The following is a 16743-nucleotide window of genomic DNA, read 5'->3' as shown; positions in this document are numbered from 1 at the left end:
TGTACTGATGAGAAAAACAACACTTCTTTTATTTCTATTTCTAATGCCTTTTGTGGGAAAGGCGCAATCAAAGAGCATAGCCATATATTGGGGAGATGCAAATTCTTCTGCATCTGTTGGAGAAGCTAAATCTTCTGGTTATGATAAGGAAAAGGCCCGAGAGGCATTAAAGCTTCAATTGGATAAAGAAACCGTTTTATATAGCACTCAGTGGGAAGACAATGGTTTTGCCGATAGCAACTCACTCGCGGTCACCAATGTGCAATATGGCTCTGTTTCTGCTGAAGAGTTAAATAAAGTTTCTCTGGACCAATTGCCCGATAAGCTGGAATATAGCCTTGCTAGTACCCGTTCAAGAGAAAAGCTTTTTACCATTTTTAAAATTTCGCCTATCATAAAAGCCAACGGCAGGTATCAAAAAGTGCTTTCATTTGATATTCAGTATCGATATGGATCACAGAACAGACAGGAACCGCCCGCAATAACCAATTCTGTACTTGCCAACGGAAAATGGTTTAAGTTTAAAGTTGAAAAAACAGGTATTCATAAAATGGACAAATCTTTCCTTAATAATCTAGGAATGAATACCGACGGGATTGACCCCAGAAATATTAAAGTGTACAGTCACGGTGGAAAACCTTTGCCGTTATTAAATGCCCAAAACCGTTATTTTGATATTCCCGAAAATGCCATACAGGTAATTGGCGAGGAGGATGGAAGTTTTGACAGTGGCGACTATGTTTTGTTTTACGGGACTAACACCGAGGGTTATGTGGAAGAGAATGATTCCAATCTAAACCCTTACAGCGATGAGTCCTATTATTATATTACTGCCGACGGGGGTGCGGGAAAAAGGGTGAGGCCCATGGTAGAGCCCACAGGAAATGTAGCATTTACTATAAGTGAGTTTGATGATTATCAATTTCACGAAAAGGATGAAGAAAGCCCAACCAAATTGGGAAGAAAATGGTTTGGGAATCGATTTGATATTGAAAATGAGCAGACTTATACCTTCGAGTTCCCTAACATCGTATCCGGTAAGGCTATGAATTTGATCGTGAAAGCCGCCGCAGTTTCAGAAAGCAATACGTCCATGGCGGTTTCGGTAAATAGTACGAGTTTGAATCCCCTGACTTTTTCACAAGTAGGTAGCAATAACTTAATAAGCATGAAGGAATTAAGTGTTGAAGTCCCCGCGGGTAGTGAAACAGTTACAGTGGATTTAATGTATAATAATGCAGGTAATCCATCCAGTGTGGGTTATTTGGATTATATAGGTATATGGGCGGTAAGACAATTAACGGGTGCAGGAGGACAATTGGCTTTTCGATATAACGATGCAGCTAATCTAAGCGGTGTGGGCGAATATCAAATAAGCAATGCCTCGCAGTTTTCCCAGGTTTGGGACGTGACCGATTTTCAGTCTATTACTTCAAAACAGAATGACGGAAATGCTGCCGGCTTTGGTTTTAAGCAAACTTTGGGCGAGGTTCGCAATTATGTAGCGATTAACCCCAACGATTACTATGTGCCCATAAAAATTGCGCAATCAGTTGTACAGAACCAAAACTTAAAAGGCACCATCTTTAAGGATGAATCAGGCAATTTTAAGGATGTGGATTATATTATCATTACTGCTCCTTTCCTAATTCAGCCTGCACTGCGTTTGGCAACTTACCATAAAACTCTTCGGGGTCTAAATGTTAAGGTAGTAACTACCGATAGAATTTACGAAGAGTTCAGTTCGGGCAAACAGGACATTGGAGCCATCCGCAATTTTCTAAGATATGTGTACTACAATGCTTCCGCCCCAGAAAAGCGTGTAAAATATGTTGGTATTTTTGGAGATACTTCTATTGATTATAAAAACAGACTTCCAAACAATAACAATATAGTACCCACTTTTCATACACTTTTAGGCAATAGCGGAAGTAGTTCTTTCATGTCCGATGATTTTTTTGGCAATATGGATGAAAAGGAAGGCACCATCGGGTCTAGAACAGATATAGACTTGCTGGATATTGCGATGGGAAGGATGGTTGCAGACAATGTTTCCTTGGCAAATGCATTGGTAGATAAAATAATAAAATACGCTTCCGCATCTTCATACGGCAACTGGAGAAACAATTTTGTGTTGATTTCTGATGATGTTGATGAATTGAGTGAAACTATTTTAGAGACAAAATTAGACGAACTTGGTGACCTAATTGCTGCCGAAAAACCATTTATAAACGTTAAGAAAATACACGCAGATTCCTATAAGCAAGAGGCCTCTGCAGGCGGTAACCGTTATCCGGAAGTAAATGAAGCGATTGTTAAGGCTATTGAGGTGGGCGCTATAATTATGGATTACTTTGGGCACGGAGGCGAAGATGGCCTGGCGCACGAAGTAATTTACACAAAAGAGACCGCACGGCAGTTCAAGAACAAAGATAATCTGCCTTGTATAATTACGGTTACTTGTGAGTTCACAAAATTTGACAACCCCCTCCGGATTACAGCGGGTGAGCTTACCTATCAAAATACTGCGGGTGGTGCAATATCATTGGTAACCACCACACGGGCTATTTATATTTCCACCGGAATTCGATTCAACCAAGCGCTGGCCGATGAACTTTTTGGGTTTGGCACTGATAATCCAAATACGCCTGCTGAAGGGTTGCGGTTGGCAAAACAAACCCTGGGCGCCGGAACGACTCTTAGGCGAGTGGTCTTTTACATCGGCGACCCTGCAATGCCACTTGCATTTCCCAAAAAGAGTATACGCTTAACAAAATTAAACGGCATACCTTTAAATCAAGCCACCGATACACTAAAGGCACTTAGCAAAATAAAACTTGAAGGCGAAGTGGTAAATGAAGCAGGTGTTTTAATGACCGACTACAACGGAATCTTGGAGGCCAAGATTTTTGATAAAAATGTAATGCGCCAAACTTTGGACAATGACAACCATGGGTTTATAATGGATTTTGTAACATTGGGAGAAGGACTTTTTAATGGTCAGGCGACCGTCACCAATGGTCAGTTTGAATTTGAGTTTGTTGTTCCCCGTGATATTCAAATTCCTGTAGGAAAGGGCCGCATAAGCCTTTACGCAAAACGAGACAATCTTTTGGAAGACCAAAGCGGCGTAAACCTAGATTTAAACGTAGGCGGTCTTAATGAAAATGCACCCGAAGATAATGAAGGTCCGTTAATCAGGCTTTTTATGAACGATGAGAGTTTCGTTTCCGGAGGCATTACAGACGATTCTCCCATTTTGTTAGCAAAGTTGGAGGACCCAAATGGTATTAACACAGCAAGTGGCATTGGTCATGATATTGTTGCAATACTGGATGGGGACGAATCCAATCCTTTTGTTTTAAATGAATTTTACCAGGCTGAAGTAGATGATTATACCAAAGGTAAGACAAGTTTTAAATTTCGTGATCTTGAGGATGGCCTACACACCCTTACCTTAAAAGCTTGGGATGTTTATAACAATTCTTCAACTGCAGAAATACAGTTTATAGTAGCCGGAAACGACAAACTTGAAATTACACGCGTACTGAATTACCCAAATCCGTTTGTGAATTATACCGAATTTTGGTTCAACCACAACCGGGCATTCGAACCCTTGGAGGTTCAGGTGCAAGTTTTTACGGTAACGGGCAAGGTGGTGTGGACCAAAAACCAAATCGTGAATACCGAAGGATTTTTATCGCGTGATATTGTATGGGACGGCCGTGATGATTTTGGTGACCGCATCGGAAAAGGGGTGTATGTATATAAGATAACCGTAAGATCTACGTTAACCAATCAGCGGACTGAAAAATTCGAGAAACTAGTAATCCTTTAAAAATTAAAATTATATTTGTCCAAAATTAACTAATATGAAGAAATTAATTATTCCAATTTTATTAAGTTTAGTTGCCTTTAAGGGGATGGCGCAAGAACCAGGCAACGACAATACTGGTATCGAGAATCGCGTTATAACAACAGGAGTTCCTTTTATATTGATAGCAGCAGATCCACGTGCTGCGGGTATGGGTGATATAGGTGTTACTACATCTGCCGACGCATTTTCACAACAATGGAATCCCGCTAAATACGCTTTCTCTTTATCAAAGCAAGGGGTTGGAGTTACCTATACACCATACTTAAGCAAATTGGTAAACGATATATTCTTAGGAAACATAACATATTACAATCGATTGAACGAACGTAGCGCAGTTGCTGCAAGTTTCCGCTACTTCAGCAATGGTGAAATAGAATTGCGCCAAACGGCGGAAGAAGAGCCGCTATTGGTTAAGCCTAACGAACTTCTTTTCGATGTTTCCTATTCACTTCGCCTTAGCGAGCGTTTTTCTATGGCCGTTGCCGGTAGGTACATCCGTTCAGATTTAAAATTACAGACTGCTATTGAAGACGCCTCCGCGGCAAGTTCATTTGCAGTAGATATTGCGGGATACTATCAAAGTGAGGAAATTCCATACAACGACTTTGACGGTCGTTGGAGAATGGGTTTCAATATTTCAAACATAGGTCCAAAACTAAAATATGATGAAGTAGGCTCAGAAAGTAACTTGCCCACCAACCTTGCTTTGGGTGGGGGTTTCGACTTTATTCTTGACGAATACAACAAAGTAGGTGTTTCTGCACAGGTTAATAAATTATTGGTTCCTACGCCCAGCGATTCAAATGATGACGGAATTATAAACAGCGAGGACGATTATTATAACGAAAGCTTCTTTGGAGGTATGTTTTCCTCATTCGGCGATGCACCTGATGGTTTCAGCGAAGAGTTAAAAGAATTCACTTGGGCTTTGGGTGCTGAATACTGGTACCAAGACGTTTTTGCTTTTAGAGGAGGTTACTTCAACGAAAGTGATGATAAAGGTTCAAGAAAATTTGCGTCAATTGGTGCAGGTTTCCGTTACACCGCAATTAATATCGATATTTCGTACTTGTTCTCTACTTCCAAATTGGCAAACAGTCCATTGGACGGAACACTTCGTTTTGGACTTACTTTTAACTTTGGCGATACGTACGACGAATATTAAAAATTTGAAAAAACAAAAAATTGAAATCAATTTGGAAGTTTTTGAAACACTCTCAGAACTTCCAGAGCACATTCAAGAATTGATGAATAAGGCGCAGCAAGCACGTGAAAATGCTTATGCGCCTTATTCACATTTTAGGGTTGGAGCAGCACTTCGGCTTTCTTCCGGCGTTATAGTAACAGGGAATAACCAAGAAAACGCAGCTTTTCCATCCGGTCTTTGTGCCGAAAGGGTGGCGGTATTTAACGCGGGCGCCAATTTTCCCAATGAAACAATTACCGACTTGGCAATTACCGTACGTGCCGAAAGCCATGAAGTTGCGGAGGCCATTGCGCCCTGTGGAGCTTGTCGCCAATCTTTGGCAGAATACGAGCAAAAGCAAAAAACTCCAATAGCAATCTACTTTATGGGCGAAACCGGAGATATCATCAAAGTGGCTTCTGTAATGGATTTACTGCCGCTGGGCTTTGATGCAAAATATCTTTAAAATAAAGCACTAAATCACAAACACCAAATTCCAAAAACTCAAATCCTTTAAATTTTAAAATTTGTTTTTTGAGATTTATTTGGAATTTGGAATTTGTGATTTGTAATTTCTCCTTAATAAGTGCTATTTTTGTTATCCGTTTAAAAAATTCCCCCGTGGGAATACTTATAGCAGATAGATGAAGAAAATCACCAAAAAAACGTATCTGGATTGGTACGAAAACATGCTCTTTTGGCGCAAGTTTGAAGATAAACTTGCTCAAGTATATATCAATCAAAAAGTAAGGGGCTTTCTACACCTTTACAATGGTCAGGAAGCTGTACTGGCGGGAGCCTTGCACGCTATGGATCTTACCAAGGACCGAATGATTACCGCATATCGAAACCACGTACAGCCCATCGGGATGGGCGTTGATCCAAAAAAGGTAATGGCAGAATTATATGGAAAGGGCACAGGAACTTCACAAGGTTTGGGAGGCTCGATGCATATCTTTTCCAAAGAGCACCGTTTTTACGGAGGGCACGGTATTGTGGGTGGACAAATTCCATTGGGTGCAGGTTTGGCCTTTGCCGATAAATATTTTGAAAGAGATGCAGTAACCCTAACTTATATGGGCGATGGCGCAACCCGTCAAGGTTCGCTTCACGAAACTTTTAACCTTGCAATGCTTTGGAAACTTCCTGTGGTTTTTTGTGTTGAAAACAATGGGTATGCTATGGGAACTTCTGTGGCCCGAACCGCCAACCACACCGATATTTATAAACTTGGGATGGGTTATGAAATGCCCTGTAAACCCGTAGACGCAATGAAACCCGAAGTTGTAGCAAAAGAAATGGACGAAGCTATAAAACGTGCCCGTCGTGGCGATGGCCCTACATTTTTGGAGTTGCGTACGTATCGATATAGAGGTCACTCTATGAGTGATGCCCAGCATTACCGTACAAAAGAAGAAGTTGCCAAAAAACAAGAAGAAGACCCGATTACTTACGTGCTTCATCAGATTTACGAAAATAAATGGGCAACTGAAGCAGAAATTAAAAAAATTGATAAAAAGGTAAAGGATTTGGTGGAAGAATGTGAAAAATTTGCAGAAGAATCACCATATCCAGAGAAAAACGTAATGTTTGACACTGTATATGAACAGGAAGATTATCCCTTTTTATCCGATAAATTATAAGAAATGGCCGAAGTAATAAACATGCCGCGTTTAAGCGACACCATGGAAGAAGGCACGGTAGCCACCTGGCTTAAAAAAGTGGGCGATACCGTAAAAGAAGGCGATATTCTTGCCGAAATTGAAACCGATAAAGCCACGATGGAATTCGAATCCTTTTATGAAGGAACCTTACTTCATATCGGGATCAAAGAAGGGGAAACGGCCAAAGTTGATTCTCTTTTGGCGATTATTGGTGAAAAGGATGAAGATATTTCAGATTTGATTGATGGAAAATCTGATGATAAAAAATCTGCTAAAGAAACTTCTGATAAAAAATCAGAAACTTCGAAGGACAAAGAAGAAAGTAAAGATATTACAGAAGAAAATTCCAAAGAAAAAACTGAAAATTCTTCCGCTTCCTCAGAATTGCCCGAAGGCGTTGAGGTAATCACAATGCCTCGTTTGAGCGATACAATGACAGAGGGAACTGTTGCATCTTGGTTAAAAAAGGAAGGCGATAAAGTTGAGGAGGGCGATATTCTTGCCGAAATTGAAACCGATAAAGCCACAATGGAATTTGAGTCATTCTATTCCGGAACGCTTTTAAAAATAGGTGTTGGCGAAGGGGAATCTGCTTCTGTTGATGCCTTGCTTGCAATCATTGGCCCAAAGGGAACCGATGTTTCAGGAATAAAACTTGGTAGCAAACCTTCAGCTTCAAAAGAAAAAGTTTCAGAAGAAAAAAAATCAGAAGAAAAAGAAACCATTGAAAAGGATTCCAAAAAAGAATCTTCATCCACTAAAGCTTTGGAGGACAAACGAAAATCCGAAAGCTCACAAACAACAAACGAAGGTCGCATTTTTGTCTCGCCTTTGGCAAAAAAACTGGCAGAGGAAAAAGGAATCAACCTGCGCCAAGTCCGAGGAAGTGGTGAGAATGGCCGTATCGTTAAAAGCGATATTGAAAATTATCAACCTGCTGCTGGCGGCGGACAGGCTTATATTCCTGTGGGAACAGAAAGTTTTGAGGAAGTGAAAAATTCGCAGATGCGTAAAACCATTGCAAAGCGTTTGGCTGAATCAAAATTCACTGCGCCAGAATATTATTTGACAGTTGAATTGGATATGGATCACGCAATCGCCGCTCGCGAAGCGATAAACGCTGATCCGGATGTGAAGATTTCCTTTAACGATATGGTTATAAAAGCGTGTGCAATGGCATTGCGTAAACATCCGCAGGTAAATAGCCAATGGACGCCGGAAGCAACAAAAATTGCCAAACACATCCACATAGGTGTAGCCGTTGCAGTTGACGAAGGTTTGCTGGTGCCTGTGCTGAAATTTGCGGACCAAATGACGTTTTCACAAATTGGAGCACAGGTTAAAGAACTTGCAGGAAAAGCACGAAACAAAAAAATCACGCCGCAGGAAATGGAAGGCAGTACCTTTACCGTTTCTAACCTTGGAATGTTTGGAATAACCGAATTCACTTCCATTATCAACCAACCAAACTCCGCAATTTTATCGGTTGGTGCAATCGTTCAAAAGCCGGTTGTAAAAAATGGGCAAATTGCTGTGGGCAATACAATGACAGTAACCTTGGCCTGCGATCACAGAACTGTTGATGGCGCGACGGGCGCAAAATTCCTGCAAACCTTACGACAGTATATTGAGAATCCGGTGACGATGTTCGTTTAAAATTGAAATGTCACACTGAGCAGCCTGTCCTGAGCGCAGACGAATGGCAGTCGAAGTGCTTATGAAAACTAACATCCCGTTATTCTCAAATTTTTGAAAATAACGGGATTTATATTTAAGAAATGAAAAATGTTATAATCACAGGGACTTCCCGAGGCATCGGTTTTGAAATGGTAAAACTTTTTTCCGAAGCAGGACACAAAGTTTTGGCGCTTTCGCGGAATTCAAAACCAATTTCAGATTTAAAACTGAAAAATGTAACCGCTCTGGAATTTGACATCGCCGATGAATCTGAAACTGTAAAGCTTTCGGAATATCTTCAAAAAGGGATGAATTCTGTGGATATTTTAATAAACAATGCAGGTTTTTTGGTAAACAAACCTTTTGCTGAAATTACTTCCGAAGAGTTTAAAAAATGCTACGAAGTGAATGTATTTGGAGCTGCCTCATTGATGCAGACCGTACTTCCATTTATGAAAAAAAGTGGACACATAGTAAACATCAGCAGTATGGGTGGCGTTCAGGGGAGTGTGAAATTTCCTGGACTTAGCGCATACAGCAGCAGTAAAGGTGCAATCATTACATTAACCGAATTGCTCGCCGAGGAATACAAAGAAACCGGTCCGGCTTTCAACGTTCTTGCTTTAGGCTCTGTGCAAACCGAAATGCTGGAAGAAGCTTTCCCGGGTTTTAAGGCACCACTTTCAGCAACTGAAATGGCGCAGTATATAATGGATTTTTCCCTTACGGGGAATAAATTCTACAACGGAAAAATTTTGCAGGTTTCAAGTACAACCCCTTGATTTTATGACGGAAATACTTGAAAAATACATTCCCCAAGCTTCCGTTGCTTCCGCTTTTGAACTCATTAAAAACCACAATGTCCATCTTAAGATTGTAAATGAACGTGTGACCAGGCACGGCGATTACAGAAAAATGCCTAATGGCCAACACCAAATTACCGTAAACGCCTCTTTAAACAAATACCGATTTTTAATTACACTGGTCCACGAAATAGCCCATTTGGAAGCTTTTGCAAAATACGGTCGCTTCATAAAACCGCATGGTTTGGAGTGGAAACGCACCTTTCAGCTTTTGATGCTGCCATTTTTGCGGCCAGAGGTTTTTCCAAATCAATTATTACCCTTATTGGCGCGCCATTTTAAAAATCCAAAAGCTTCCAGTGATACCGATGCAGCATTGGCATTGGCGTTAAAACAGTTCGATCCAGAGAACGATAAAAACTATATCTTTGAAATTCCCTTCGGAGGGCATTTTAGATTGTACAACGGTAAAATTTTTAAGCGCGGCAAGCAGCGCGTGAAACGTTTTGAATGTTTGGAGGTGGCCACGGGAAGAACGTATCTTTTCAATCCCAATGCGGAAGTGGAATTTTTAAAATAGTTTAAATGAGCAAAGATTATTACGCAGTAATTATGGCAGGTGGAATTGGTTCCCGATTTTGGCCCGTGAGCACCCAAGAATTTCCCAAACAGTTTCACGATATGTTAGGAACGGGAGAGACTTTACTGCAAAAAACTTTTTCGAGGCTTAATAAAATTATCCCTTCGGAAAATATCTACATTCTTACCAATGAAATGTATCTGGAAATTACGCTAAAACAACTGCCGGAAATTTCAGAAGAACAAGTGGTCTTGGAGCCCGCCATGCGCAACACCGCACCGTGCATATTACTTTCTGCATTAAAAATAAAAAAGAAAAATCCGAACGCGTTGATGCTCGTAGCGCCCAGTGATCATTGGATTGAAGATGAAAACGCCTTTGCAGATGACGTTCAGGCCTGCTTTAATGCAGCCCAACGGGAAAATATTTTACTTACTTTGGGTATTGAGCCAACCTTTCCAAATACAGGTTACGGCTATATTGAAAGCGACAAAAACGATGTTTCGGAAATTAAAAAAGTAAAACAATTTCGCGAAAAACCTAATTATGAAACGGCAAAGCAGTTTCTAAATGCCGGAAATTTTCTATGGAACGCGGGTATCTTTATTTGGAGCGTAAAAAGTATCGTTGCTTCTTTTGAAAAAAATTTGGCAGAAATGAACGCCCTTTTCTCAAAAGGAATTTCTGTTTTAAATACTTCCGAAGAGAAAAATTTCATTGAAAAAAATTATTCCGGGGCAGAGAATATCTCAATTGATTACGGCATTTTGGAAAAAGCTGACAATGTTTTTGTAAAGAAAGCAACCTTTGATTGGAATGATTTGGGGACATGGGGCGCACTTTATGATAAACTGAAAAAGAACGAAAACCAAAACGCAGTTGTAAATGCTGATACATTCCTGAAAAATTCAGAAAACAATATGATTTTTACCGATAAAAAGAAACTTGTTGTTTTAGACGGAATTGAAGATTATATTGTGGTGGACAAAGAAGATGTTCTTTTGCTGTTTCCGAAGAAAAAAGAACAAGAAATAAAGGAACTTTTAAAAGATGTTTCGGCTCAATTTGGTAAAAAATATTTGTAATGGGTAACTCAGAAAATAATGACGACATCAAAATCACTCCCAATGATAACGAGTTTGAAAATATAAAACTCAATACATGGCAGAGTATAAAAAAATTCCTGACCGAGCTTTTTGATATTCGTTCAGAATCTGATCGTGATGCTACTATTGAAGCGGTAAAGAAAGATATATCATTTAAGGGGCATACCGCTTGGATTCTTATATTTTCCATCTTTGTAGCTTCTATTGGGTTAAATGTAAGTAGTACCGCGGTGGTAATTGGCGCAATGCTTATTTCACCCTTAATGGGGCCTATTGTGGGTATAGGCTTATCAGTAGCAATTAACGATGTGGATACCCTTAAGCGTTCGCTTATAAATTTGGGTGTAATGGTTTTTTTAAGTGTACTCACGGCTTTTCTCTATTTTAAACTTTCCCCCTTAACCGAAGAAACTCCAGAACTTATTGCGAGAACATACCCTACAATTTTGGATGTTTTGATAGCCATTTTTGGCGGATTGGGGTTGATTGTGGCGAAAACCAAAAGCGGAACAATAGCCAGTGTAATATTTGGGGTTGCTATTGCTACAGCACTTATGCCGCCCTTATGTACGGTAGGTTATGGATTGGCAATAGGGAATGCATCATATGCAGGAGGTGCACTTTATCTATTTTCTATCAATGCCGTTTTTATAGCACTTGCTACATTTATAGTTTCAAAAATATTACAGTTTCCGCTGGTTCGCTACGCAAACAGCAAACGTAGAAAAAGGACTGCGCAAATTGCAACAGTAATAGCCATTGCCGTTATGGTGCCAAGTGTTTGGCTGTTTGTGAAATTATTGGACCAACAGGTTTTTGAAAATAAAACCAAGGAGTTTGTAAAGAATGTTATTAATTATGAAGGAGCCGAAGTTGTTAAATTCACACAGGATTATAAAACGAAAAACATTGATGTTTACCTAATTGGGCGTCCCGTTCCACAGAACAAGATAAATGACTGGTTAACGCAACTTGAGGATACAGAAAATTTAGAAGGTAGCCGTTTGCGCATTTATCAAGGGGCTGACCAAAGTGGCGAAATGGCCGCAAAGCTTTCCGGTGAAATTAAAGCGGGAATTCTTGAAGATCTATATGTGAAGAACGAACAGATAATTCAGGATAAAGATGAAAAGATTCGTTTTTTGGAAAACGAGATTGCTTTGTTGAAAATTCAAAATGTTCCTTTTAAAGAATTGAGCGAAGAAATAAAGATCAATTATGAAAGTATAGAAACTTTTAGCTACTCAAATAAAATAACCACCAATTTTAAATCGATTGACACACTTCCCGTGATTAATATTCGCTGGAAAAACAACGTTCCTTCCAAAACTAGGCGGGAGGACCTTACTAAAATAAAAGCTTGGCTAAAATTTAAGTTGAAACTGGATACACTGCAAGTTTCGGAATATCGGTAATGGTGTCGAATTTATGATAAAAAAAATCCACGAACGGCACATTGCCATTCGTGGATTTTCTATTTGGCGCGGTTTTTAGTTCTTTATAAATTTATAGCTAGTAGCTTTCTTTTCTATTTGTAATAGGGCGAAATAAACACCGCTCTTTAATGAATTTACATTGATATTTCCTTCATTGGAAACTTTTGAGTTCAGTACGATTTTGCCATTGGCATCAATAATCTGTACTGGGGTGTTTTCAAGGCCTTTCATTGAAAAGTTTAGTACATCTGAAGTAGGATTGGGGTATATTTTTAAACCTTCCACTTCAAGATCGCTTACGGCCAGTGGGCTGCTTCCTTCCAAAATTATATGGGTAGTATCAATATCAGGATTTTGGATTACATCTACAGTGCCCGATGGCCATTCAATGATTAAGGTTTCAATGTTTTGACTTGTGCCAATGCCGAAATGTGCCAACAAAGAATTCATATGGCTGAAACCCTGCCCAGAACGCACTTCGCGCATTTGGGTTCCCCAATCTCCAACAATCTTTACTCTTGCTCCAATTCCGTTTTTGTTGCTTTCTACGCCTTCCAATCCCACTTTTACCCAATGATTGTCGTTTCCATCATTTATATAAAGATTGCCGTCATTTACAACATCCAAAAAGCCATCGTTGTTGAAATCACCAATTCCACCTTCGTCAAAACTGAGGTCTTGCCCGGTGAAGGTCATATCTCCATTATTTATATAAAGTTCTTTAGACATTTCAGAAAAAATATCCACAAAACCATCGTTATTGAAATCACCCGATTGATTTTCCCACGCTCCAAGGTCTAATGGGTCAATTCCAGATCCAGCTATAACGTCTGTAAACATTCCGGTGCCGTCGTTTTCCATCAAGCGGTTTTGAAAATCATGATTTACAATAAAAGCATCAAAATCGCCATCGTTGTCAAAATCTTCAAAGACGGTTGACCATGACTGTGCATTATCGCGCATGCCGATGTCAAGACCATTTTCAGTAAAGGTGCCATCGCCGTTGTTTGTGTACATGGCGTTGTCTCTATTCTCATCTCCTGGCAGCGCACCGCCACGGCATTTGGTCAAGTACATATCTATATCGCCATCGTTGTCATAATCTACCCAAATGGCGGCGTAGTTTCCAGGTCTGTCAAGCGTTTCGATTAAAGACTGATCGAGAATCATATTTTGCCCTCCACCGTTCCGATAGGGGTGGCTTAAGTCTACGTCGTGGCATATGAATGCATCCAAAAGCCCGTCATTGTTGATGTCTGCAAGAGTAGATCTTTGTGAAAAGATGTACTCTGGCTTGGTAACTTCAGTGTAAGCAGTTCCGTCTTCATTTGCAAACACAAAGGAAACTCGAGAACCATTTCCCAATAATAGATCGTTAAATCCATTGCCGTCAATATCGCCAGCGGCAACGCTCCAGTCTGGGACATTCTGGATGGTCATGGGAATCATGATTGAATTGAAAGTATGGTCTGCAAGCTGATAATCTATACCAATTCCGGCAGCCGATACTCGTACATAATCATCAAGATAATCGCCGTTCATATCAACTGCTACTTCCGAGTGATCTGGAAAATTACCAATTAGAACGCTTTGGTTGGTGAAAGTGACTTGAGCCATTAAGGTGGCGCCTATTAAGAACGTGCTTAATAAGAGTAGTTTTTTTCTCATAATAAAAATTAATTAGGAGATTAAAAATAGCTTAAATTATTTGATTGGAAGAAGATATGAGAAAAAAATTACCCTTCATTTATTTGTACTTCGCGAATTTTTTTAAAAAGATCTGAAGAATACACAAAGTTTGTCACATCTTCATTATCTGTTTTAAAGATTTCCTGATTGGTACCCTGCCAAACAAGTTTTCCATGTTTCAGCAATACTACTTTCTCACCTATTTCCATCACAGAATTCATATCGTGTGTTACAACTACAGTGGTGATATTATACTCGTGGGTAATTTCCTGTATGAGTGTGTCTATTAAGGTTGCGGTCTTTGGATCGAGTCCTGAGTTAGGTTCGTCACAAAAAAGAAATTTTGGCTTGTTTACGATAGCCCGTGCAATGGAAACCCTCTTTTGCATCCCTCCAGAAATTTCTGCGGGAAATTTTTTATTTACGTTTTCAAGGTTCACACGTTTTAATACTTCATTTACCCGGGCCAGCATATCGGCCTTCTTTTGTTTTGTGAACATCCGTAGCGGAAACATTACATTTTCTTCAATATTCATGGAGTCAAAAAGAGCCCCGCCCTGAAAAAGCATCCCAATTTCTTCTCGCAGCTTGCGCTGTTCTTCGTCATCCATATTTTGGATGGCTTTGTCTTCATAATATATTTTTCCCTGTTCGGGTTTAAAGAGGCCCAAAAGACACTTCAGCAAAACGGTTTTTCCGCTGCCGCTCTGTCCGATAATAAGGTTTGTTTTTCCTTTGTCAAATTCGGTAGTTATCCCTTTCAGAATTTCTTCTTCCCCAAAACTTTTATGTACATCTTCTACTTTTATCATCAGCTAAGTAATAATTGGGTTATAATATAATTGGCCGAAATAATGAGCACACTGGTCCAAACGAAAGAGTTTGTACTCGCTCTACCAACTTCAAGTGCGCCACCCTTCATATAATAGCCTTGCCATGAAGGAACTGTGGCTAAAATGAAAGCAAAAACAAAGGTTTTAAAAAAAGCATAAAAAAGCTGATAGGGTATAAAACTGTCTTGCAATCCCGAAATAAAAGCAGTAGAGCTGGAAAAGCCACCATAAACACCAGCCACCCAGCCGCCCAAAATGCCGAGAAACATAGAGATTACAATCACGAATGGATAGAACATCAAGGCTACTATTTTTGGGAAAACCAAATAGTTTAGCGAATTGATCCCCATTACCTCCAAAGCATCAATCTGTTCGGTAACCCGCATGGAACCAATACTGGAGGTTATGAATGAACCAACTTTCCCCGCCATAATTATTGAAATGAAAGTCGGCGCAAACTCCAAGATTACAGATTGGCGAGTGGCAAAACCTATAAGACTTTTCGGGATCAAGGGATTGTCCATATTTAAGGCGGTCTGTATTGCTACAACGCCTCCAACAAAGAAGGAGATGAAAGCCACAATGCCCAAAGAACTAATAATAAGGTCGTTGATTTCCTTAAAAATAAGATGTTTTAAAACAGATGTTTTGGTGAAACTACCAAACACCCTTTTGATCATCAAAAAATAGGAACCAATATCTTGTAAGTACTTCATAAAAACGATAGCTATGGCTAAAATACTAAAATTAGGGCACTGTAGATTGAAAAAGCATTTTTTAGCTTTTATTTATCAAAAAGCGCCATCATTTTATGATAGATCTCATCGCTTTCATATATTCCATTGAATAAAGTAGCGCCGGGACCTTCTGCAAATACTGGAACCATTGTAGCGGAATGTCCCGGGGTAGAAAAACTCGGTTTAATTTTGTTGTAATCATTTCCGTCCGAAGCAAGTGTATATCCACCCGTTTCGTGGTCAGCGGTAACAATTATAAGCGTTTCGCCGTTTTGCTTTGCAAAATCCAAAGCAACACCTAAGGTTTTGTCAAAATCCAAAAGTTCACCAATTAAATAATCTGCATCATTGTCGTGGCCGCCCCAATCTATTTGGCTTCCCTCTACCATCAAAAAAAAACTTTTTTCATTCTTCGAGAGTTTTTCCAAAGCAAGTTTGGTTGCATTCGGCAGAAAATCACCACGGCCTTCGCTCATCTTTGGCATACCGTCAGCGGCAAGCAGTATTAATTCATTCTTTTGGCTTACTTTTTTTGGAAGTTGATCGGTAATTACTTCATAGCCTTTGGATTTCATTTCAGCCAATAAATCTTTTCCATCTTTTCTTTGGTTAAAGAATTTCAATCCGCCACCAGCAAAAAAGTTTACGCCGCTATTGGGAGCGAACTCGGTAATTTCCTCATACATTCTCCTGCTTTTTACGTGCGCATAAAAACTTGCCGGCGTGGCGTGTTGAATGGAAGATGTAGAAATAATGCCCGTTGCGAAGCCTCGTTTTGATAATTGTTCCACAATTGTAGGTACAGGTATAGTATCTTTATTTACACCTATTGCTCCATTATAGGTCTTTTCTCCTGTTGAAAAAACAGTGGCTCCAGCGGCAGAATCCGTAATTAAATCACTCCCGGAAGAAGTTTTGCTAAGGCCAATGGTATTAAAACGTTCAAAATTCGGTTTTCCATCTTTGTAATAAATGGCTGTTGAAACTTGGCTAAGACCCATTCCGTCGCCTATCAAAAGAATTATGTTTTTCGGCTTTTTTATTTCAGAAGGAATGGCTGATACTGTATTGTCCTTTACCTGAACGGAAACACAGGAAGTTAAAAATGTTGTGAAAATTAGAAATGTTGGGAGGAAGAAAAATTTAAATTTCATC

The 16743-nt window shown here is 39.7% G+C and carries 13 protein-coding genes; 9 read left to right on the top strand and 4 right to left on the bottom strand.

From position 1 onward, the window contains the following. Positions 1 to 7 precede the first annotated feature (7 nt). From porU to JK629_RS02610, 9 genes are all read left to right on the top strand, one after another. Complete coding sequence (porU, locus tag JK629_RS02650) at positions 8 to 3838, top strand: type IX secretion system sortase PorU (protein ID WP_202337094.1); 3831 nt, start codon at positions 8 to 10, stop codon at positions 3836 to 3838. 34 nt (positions 3839 to 3872) lie between these two features. Further along, complete coding sequence (gene porV, locus JK629_RS02645) at positions 3873 to 5042, top strand: type IX secretion system outer membrane channel protein PorV (protein WP_202337093.1); 1170 nt, start codon at positions 3873 to 3875, stop codon at positions 5040 to 5042. A gap of 4 nt (positions 5043 to 5046) precedes the next feature. Further along, positions 5047 to 5529: a cytidine deaminase gene (cdd, locus tag JK629_RS02640; RefSeq protein WP_202337092.1), complete on the top strand. Its 483-nt coding sequence runs from the start codon at positions 5047 to 5049 to the stop codon at positions 5527 to 5529. Positions 5530 to 5707: 178 nt separating this feature from the next. After that, on the top strand, positions 5708 to 6706 hold the full coding sequence (pdhA, locus tag JK629_RS02635) for a pyruvate dehydrogenase (acetyl-transferring) E1 component subunit alpha (protein WP_202337091.1): 999 nt from the start codon (positions 5708 to 5710) through the stop codon (positions 6704 to 6706). A gap of 3 nt (positions 6707 to 6709) precedes the next feature. Further along, positions 6710 to 8383 (top strand): pyruvate dehydrogenase complex dihydrolipoamide acetyltransferase, encoded by a 1674-nt coding sequence (locus tag JK629_RS02630; RefSeq protein ID WP_202337090.1) that lies wholly within the window; start codon positions 6710 to 6712, stop codon positions 8381 to 8383. Between the two features lie 122 nt (positions 8384 to 8505). Then, positions 8506 to 9186 carry an SDR family oxidoreductase gene (locus JK629_RS02625; protein WP_202337089.1) on the top strand — a complete coding sequence of 227 codons (681 nt, stop codon included), beginning with the start codon at positions 8506 to 8508 and terminating at the stop codon, positions 9184 to 9186. A gap of 4 nt (positions 9187 to 9190) precedes the next feature. Next, a complete protein-coding gene (locus tag JK629_RS02620) occupies positions 9191 to 9787 on the top strand; it encodes a SprT-like domain-containing protein (RefSeq protein WP_202337088.1) in 597 nt (198 codons plus the stop codon). Between the two features lie 5 nt (positions 9788 to 9792). Next, a complete protein-coding gene (locus JK629_RS02615; protein ID WP_202337087.1) occupies positions 9793 to 10872 on the top strand; it encodes a mannose-1-phosphate guanylyltransferase in 1080 nt (359 codons plus the stop codon). After that, positions 10872 to 12308, top strand: a complete 1437-nt coding sequence (locus JK629_RS02610) for a DUF389 domain-containing protein (RefSeq protein ID WP_202337086.1) — start codon at positions 10872 to 10874, stop codon at positions 12306 to 12308. Before JK629_RS02615 ends, JK629_RS02610 begins: the two co-directional genes overlap by 1 nt. A 75-nt stretch (positions 12309 to 12383) precedes the next feature. Here JK629_RS02610 and JK629_RS02605 read toward each other — a convergent pair whose 3' ends face one another. From JK629_RS02605 to JK629_RS02590, 4 genes are all read right to left on the bottom strand, one after another. Continuing rightward, positions 12384 to 13997, bottom strand: coding sequence for an FG-GAP-like repeat-containing protein (locus JK629_RS02605; RefSeq protein ID WP_202337085.1), 1614 nt, complete (start codon positions 13995 to 13997; stop codon positions 12384 to 12386). 68 nt (positions 13998 to 14065) lie between these two features. Then, the gene (locus JK629_RS02600) at positions 14066 to 14830 is read right to left on the bottom strand and encodes an ABC transporter ATP-binding protein (protein WP_202337084.1); all 765 of its coding nucleotides are present in this window, start codon (positions 14828 to 14830) and stop codon (positions 14066 to 14068) included. Beyond that, on the bottom strand, positions 14830 to 15567 hold the full coding sequence (locus JK629_RS02595) for an MlaE family ABC transporter permease (protein ID WP_202337083.1): 738 nt from the start codon (positions 15565 to 15567) through the stop codon (positions 14830 to 14832). Before JK629_RS02595 ends, JK629_RS02600 begins: the two co-directional genes overlap by 1 nt. Positions 15568 to 15635: 68 nt before the next feature. Beyond that, positions 15636 to 16742: an alkaline phosphatase gene (locus tag JK629_RS02590; protein ID WP_202337082.1), complete on the bottom strand. Its 1107-nt coding sequence runs from the start codon at positions 16740 to 16742 to the stop codon at positions 15636 to 15638. Between the last annotated feature and the right edge of the window lies 1 nt (position 16743).

It is taken from the genome of Aequorivita iocasae (assembly GCF_016757735.1).
Lineage (GTDB): Bacteria > Bacteroidota > Bacteroidia > Flavobacteriales > Flavobacteriaceae > Aequorivita > Aequorivita iocasae.
This window is presented reverse-complemented; position numbering and strand designations above follow the sequence as displayed.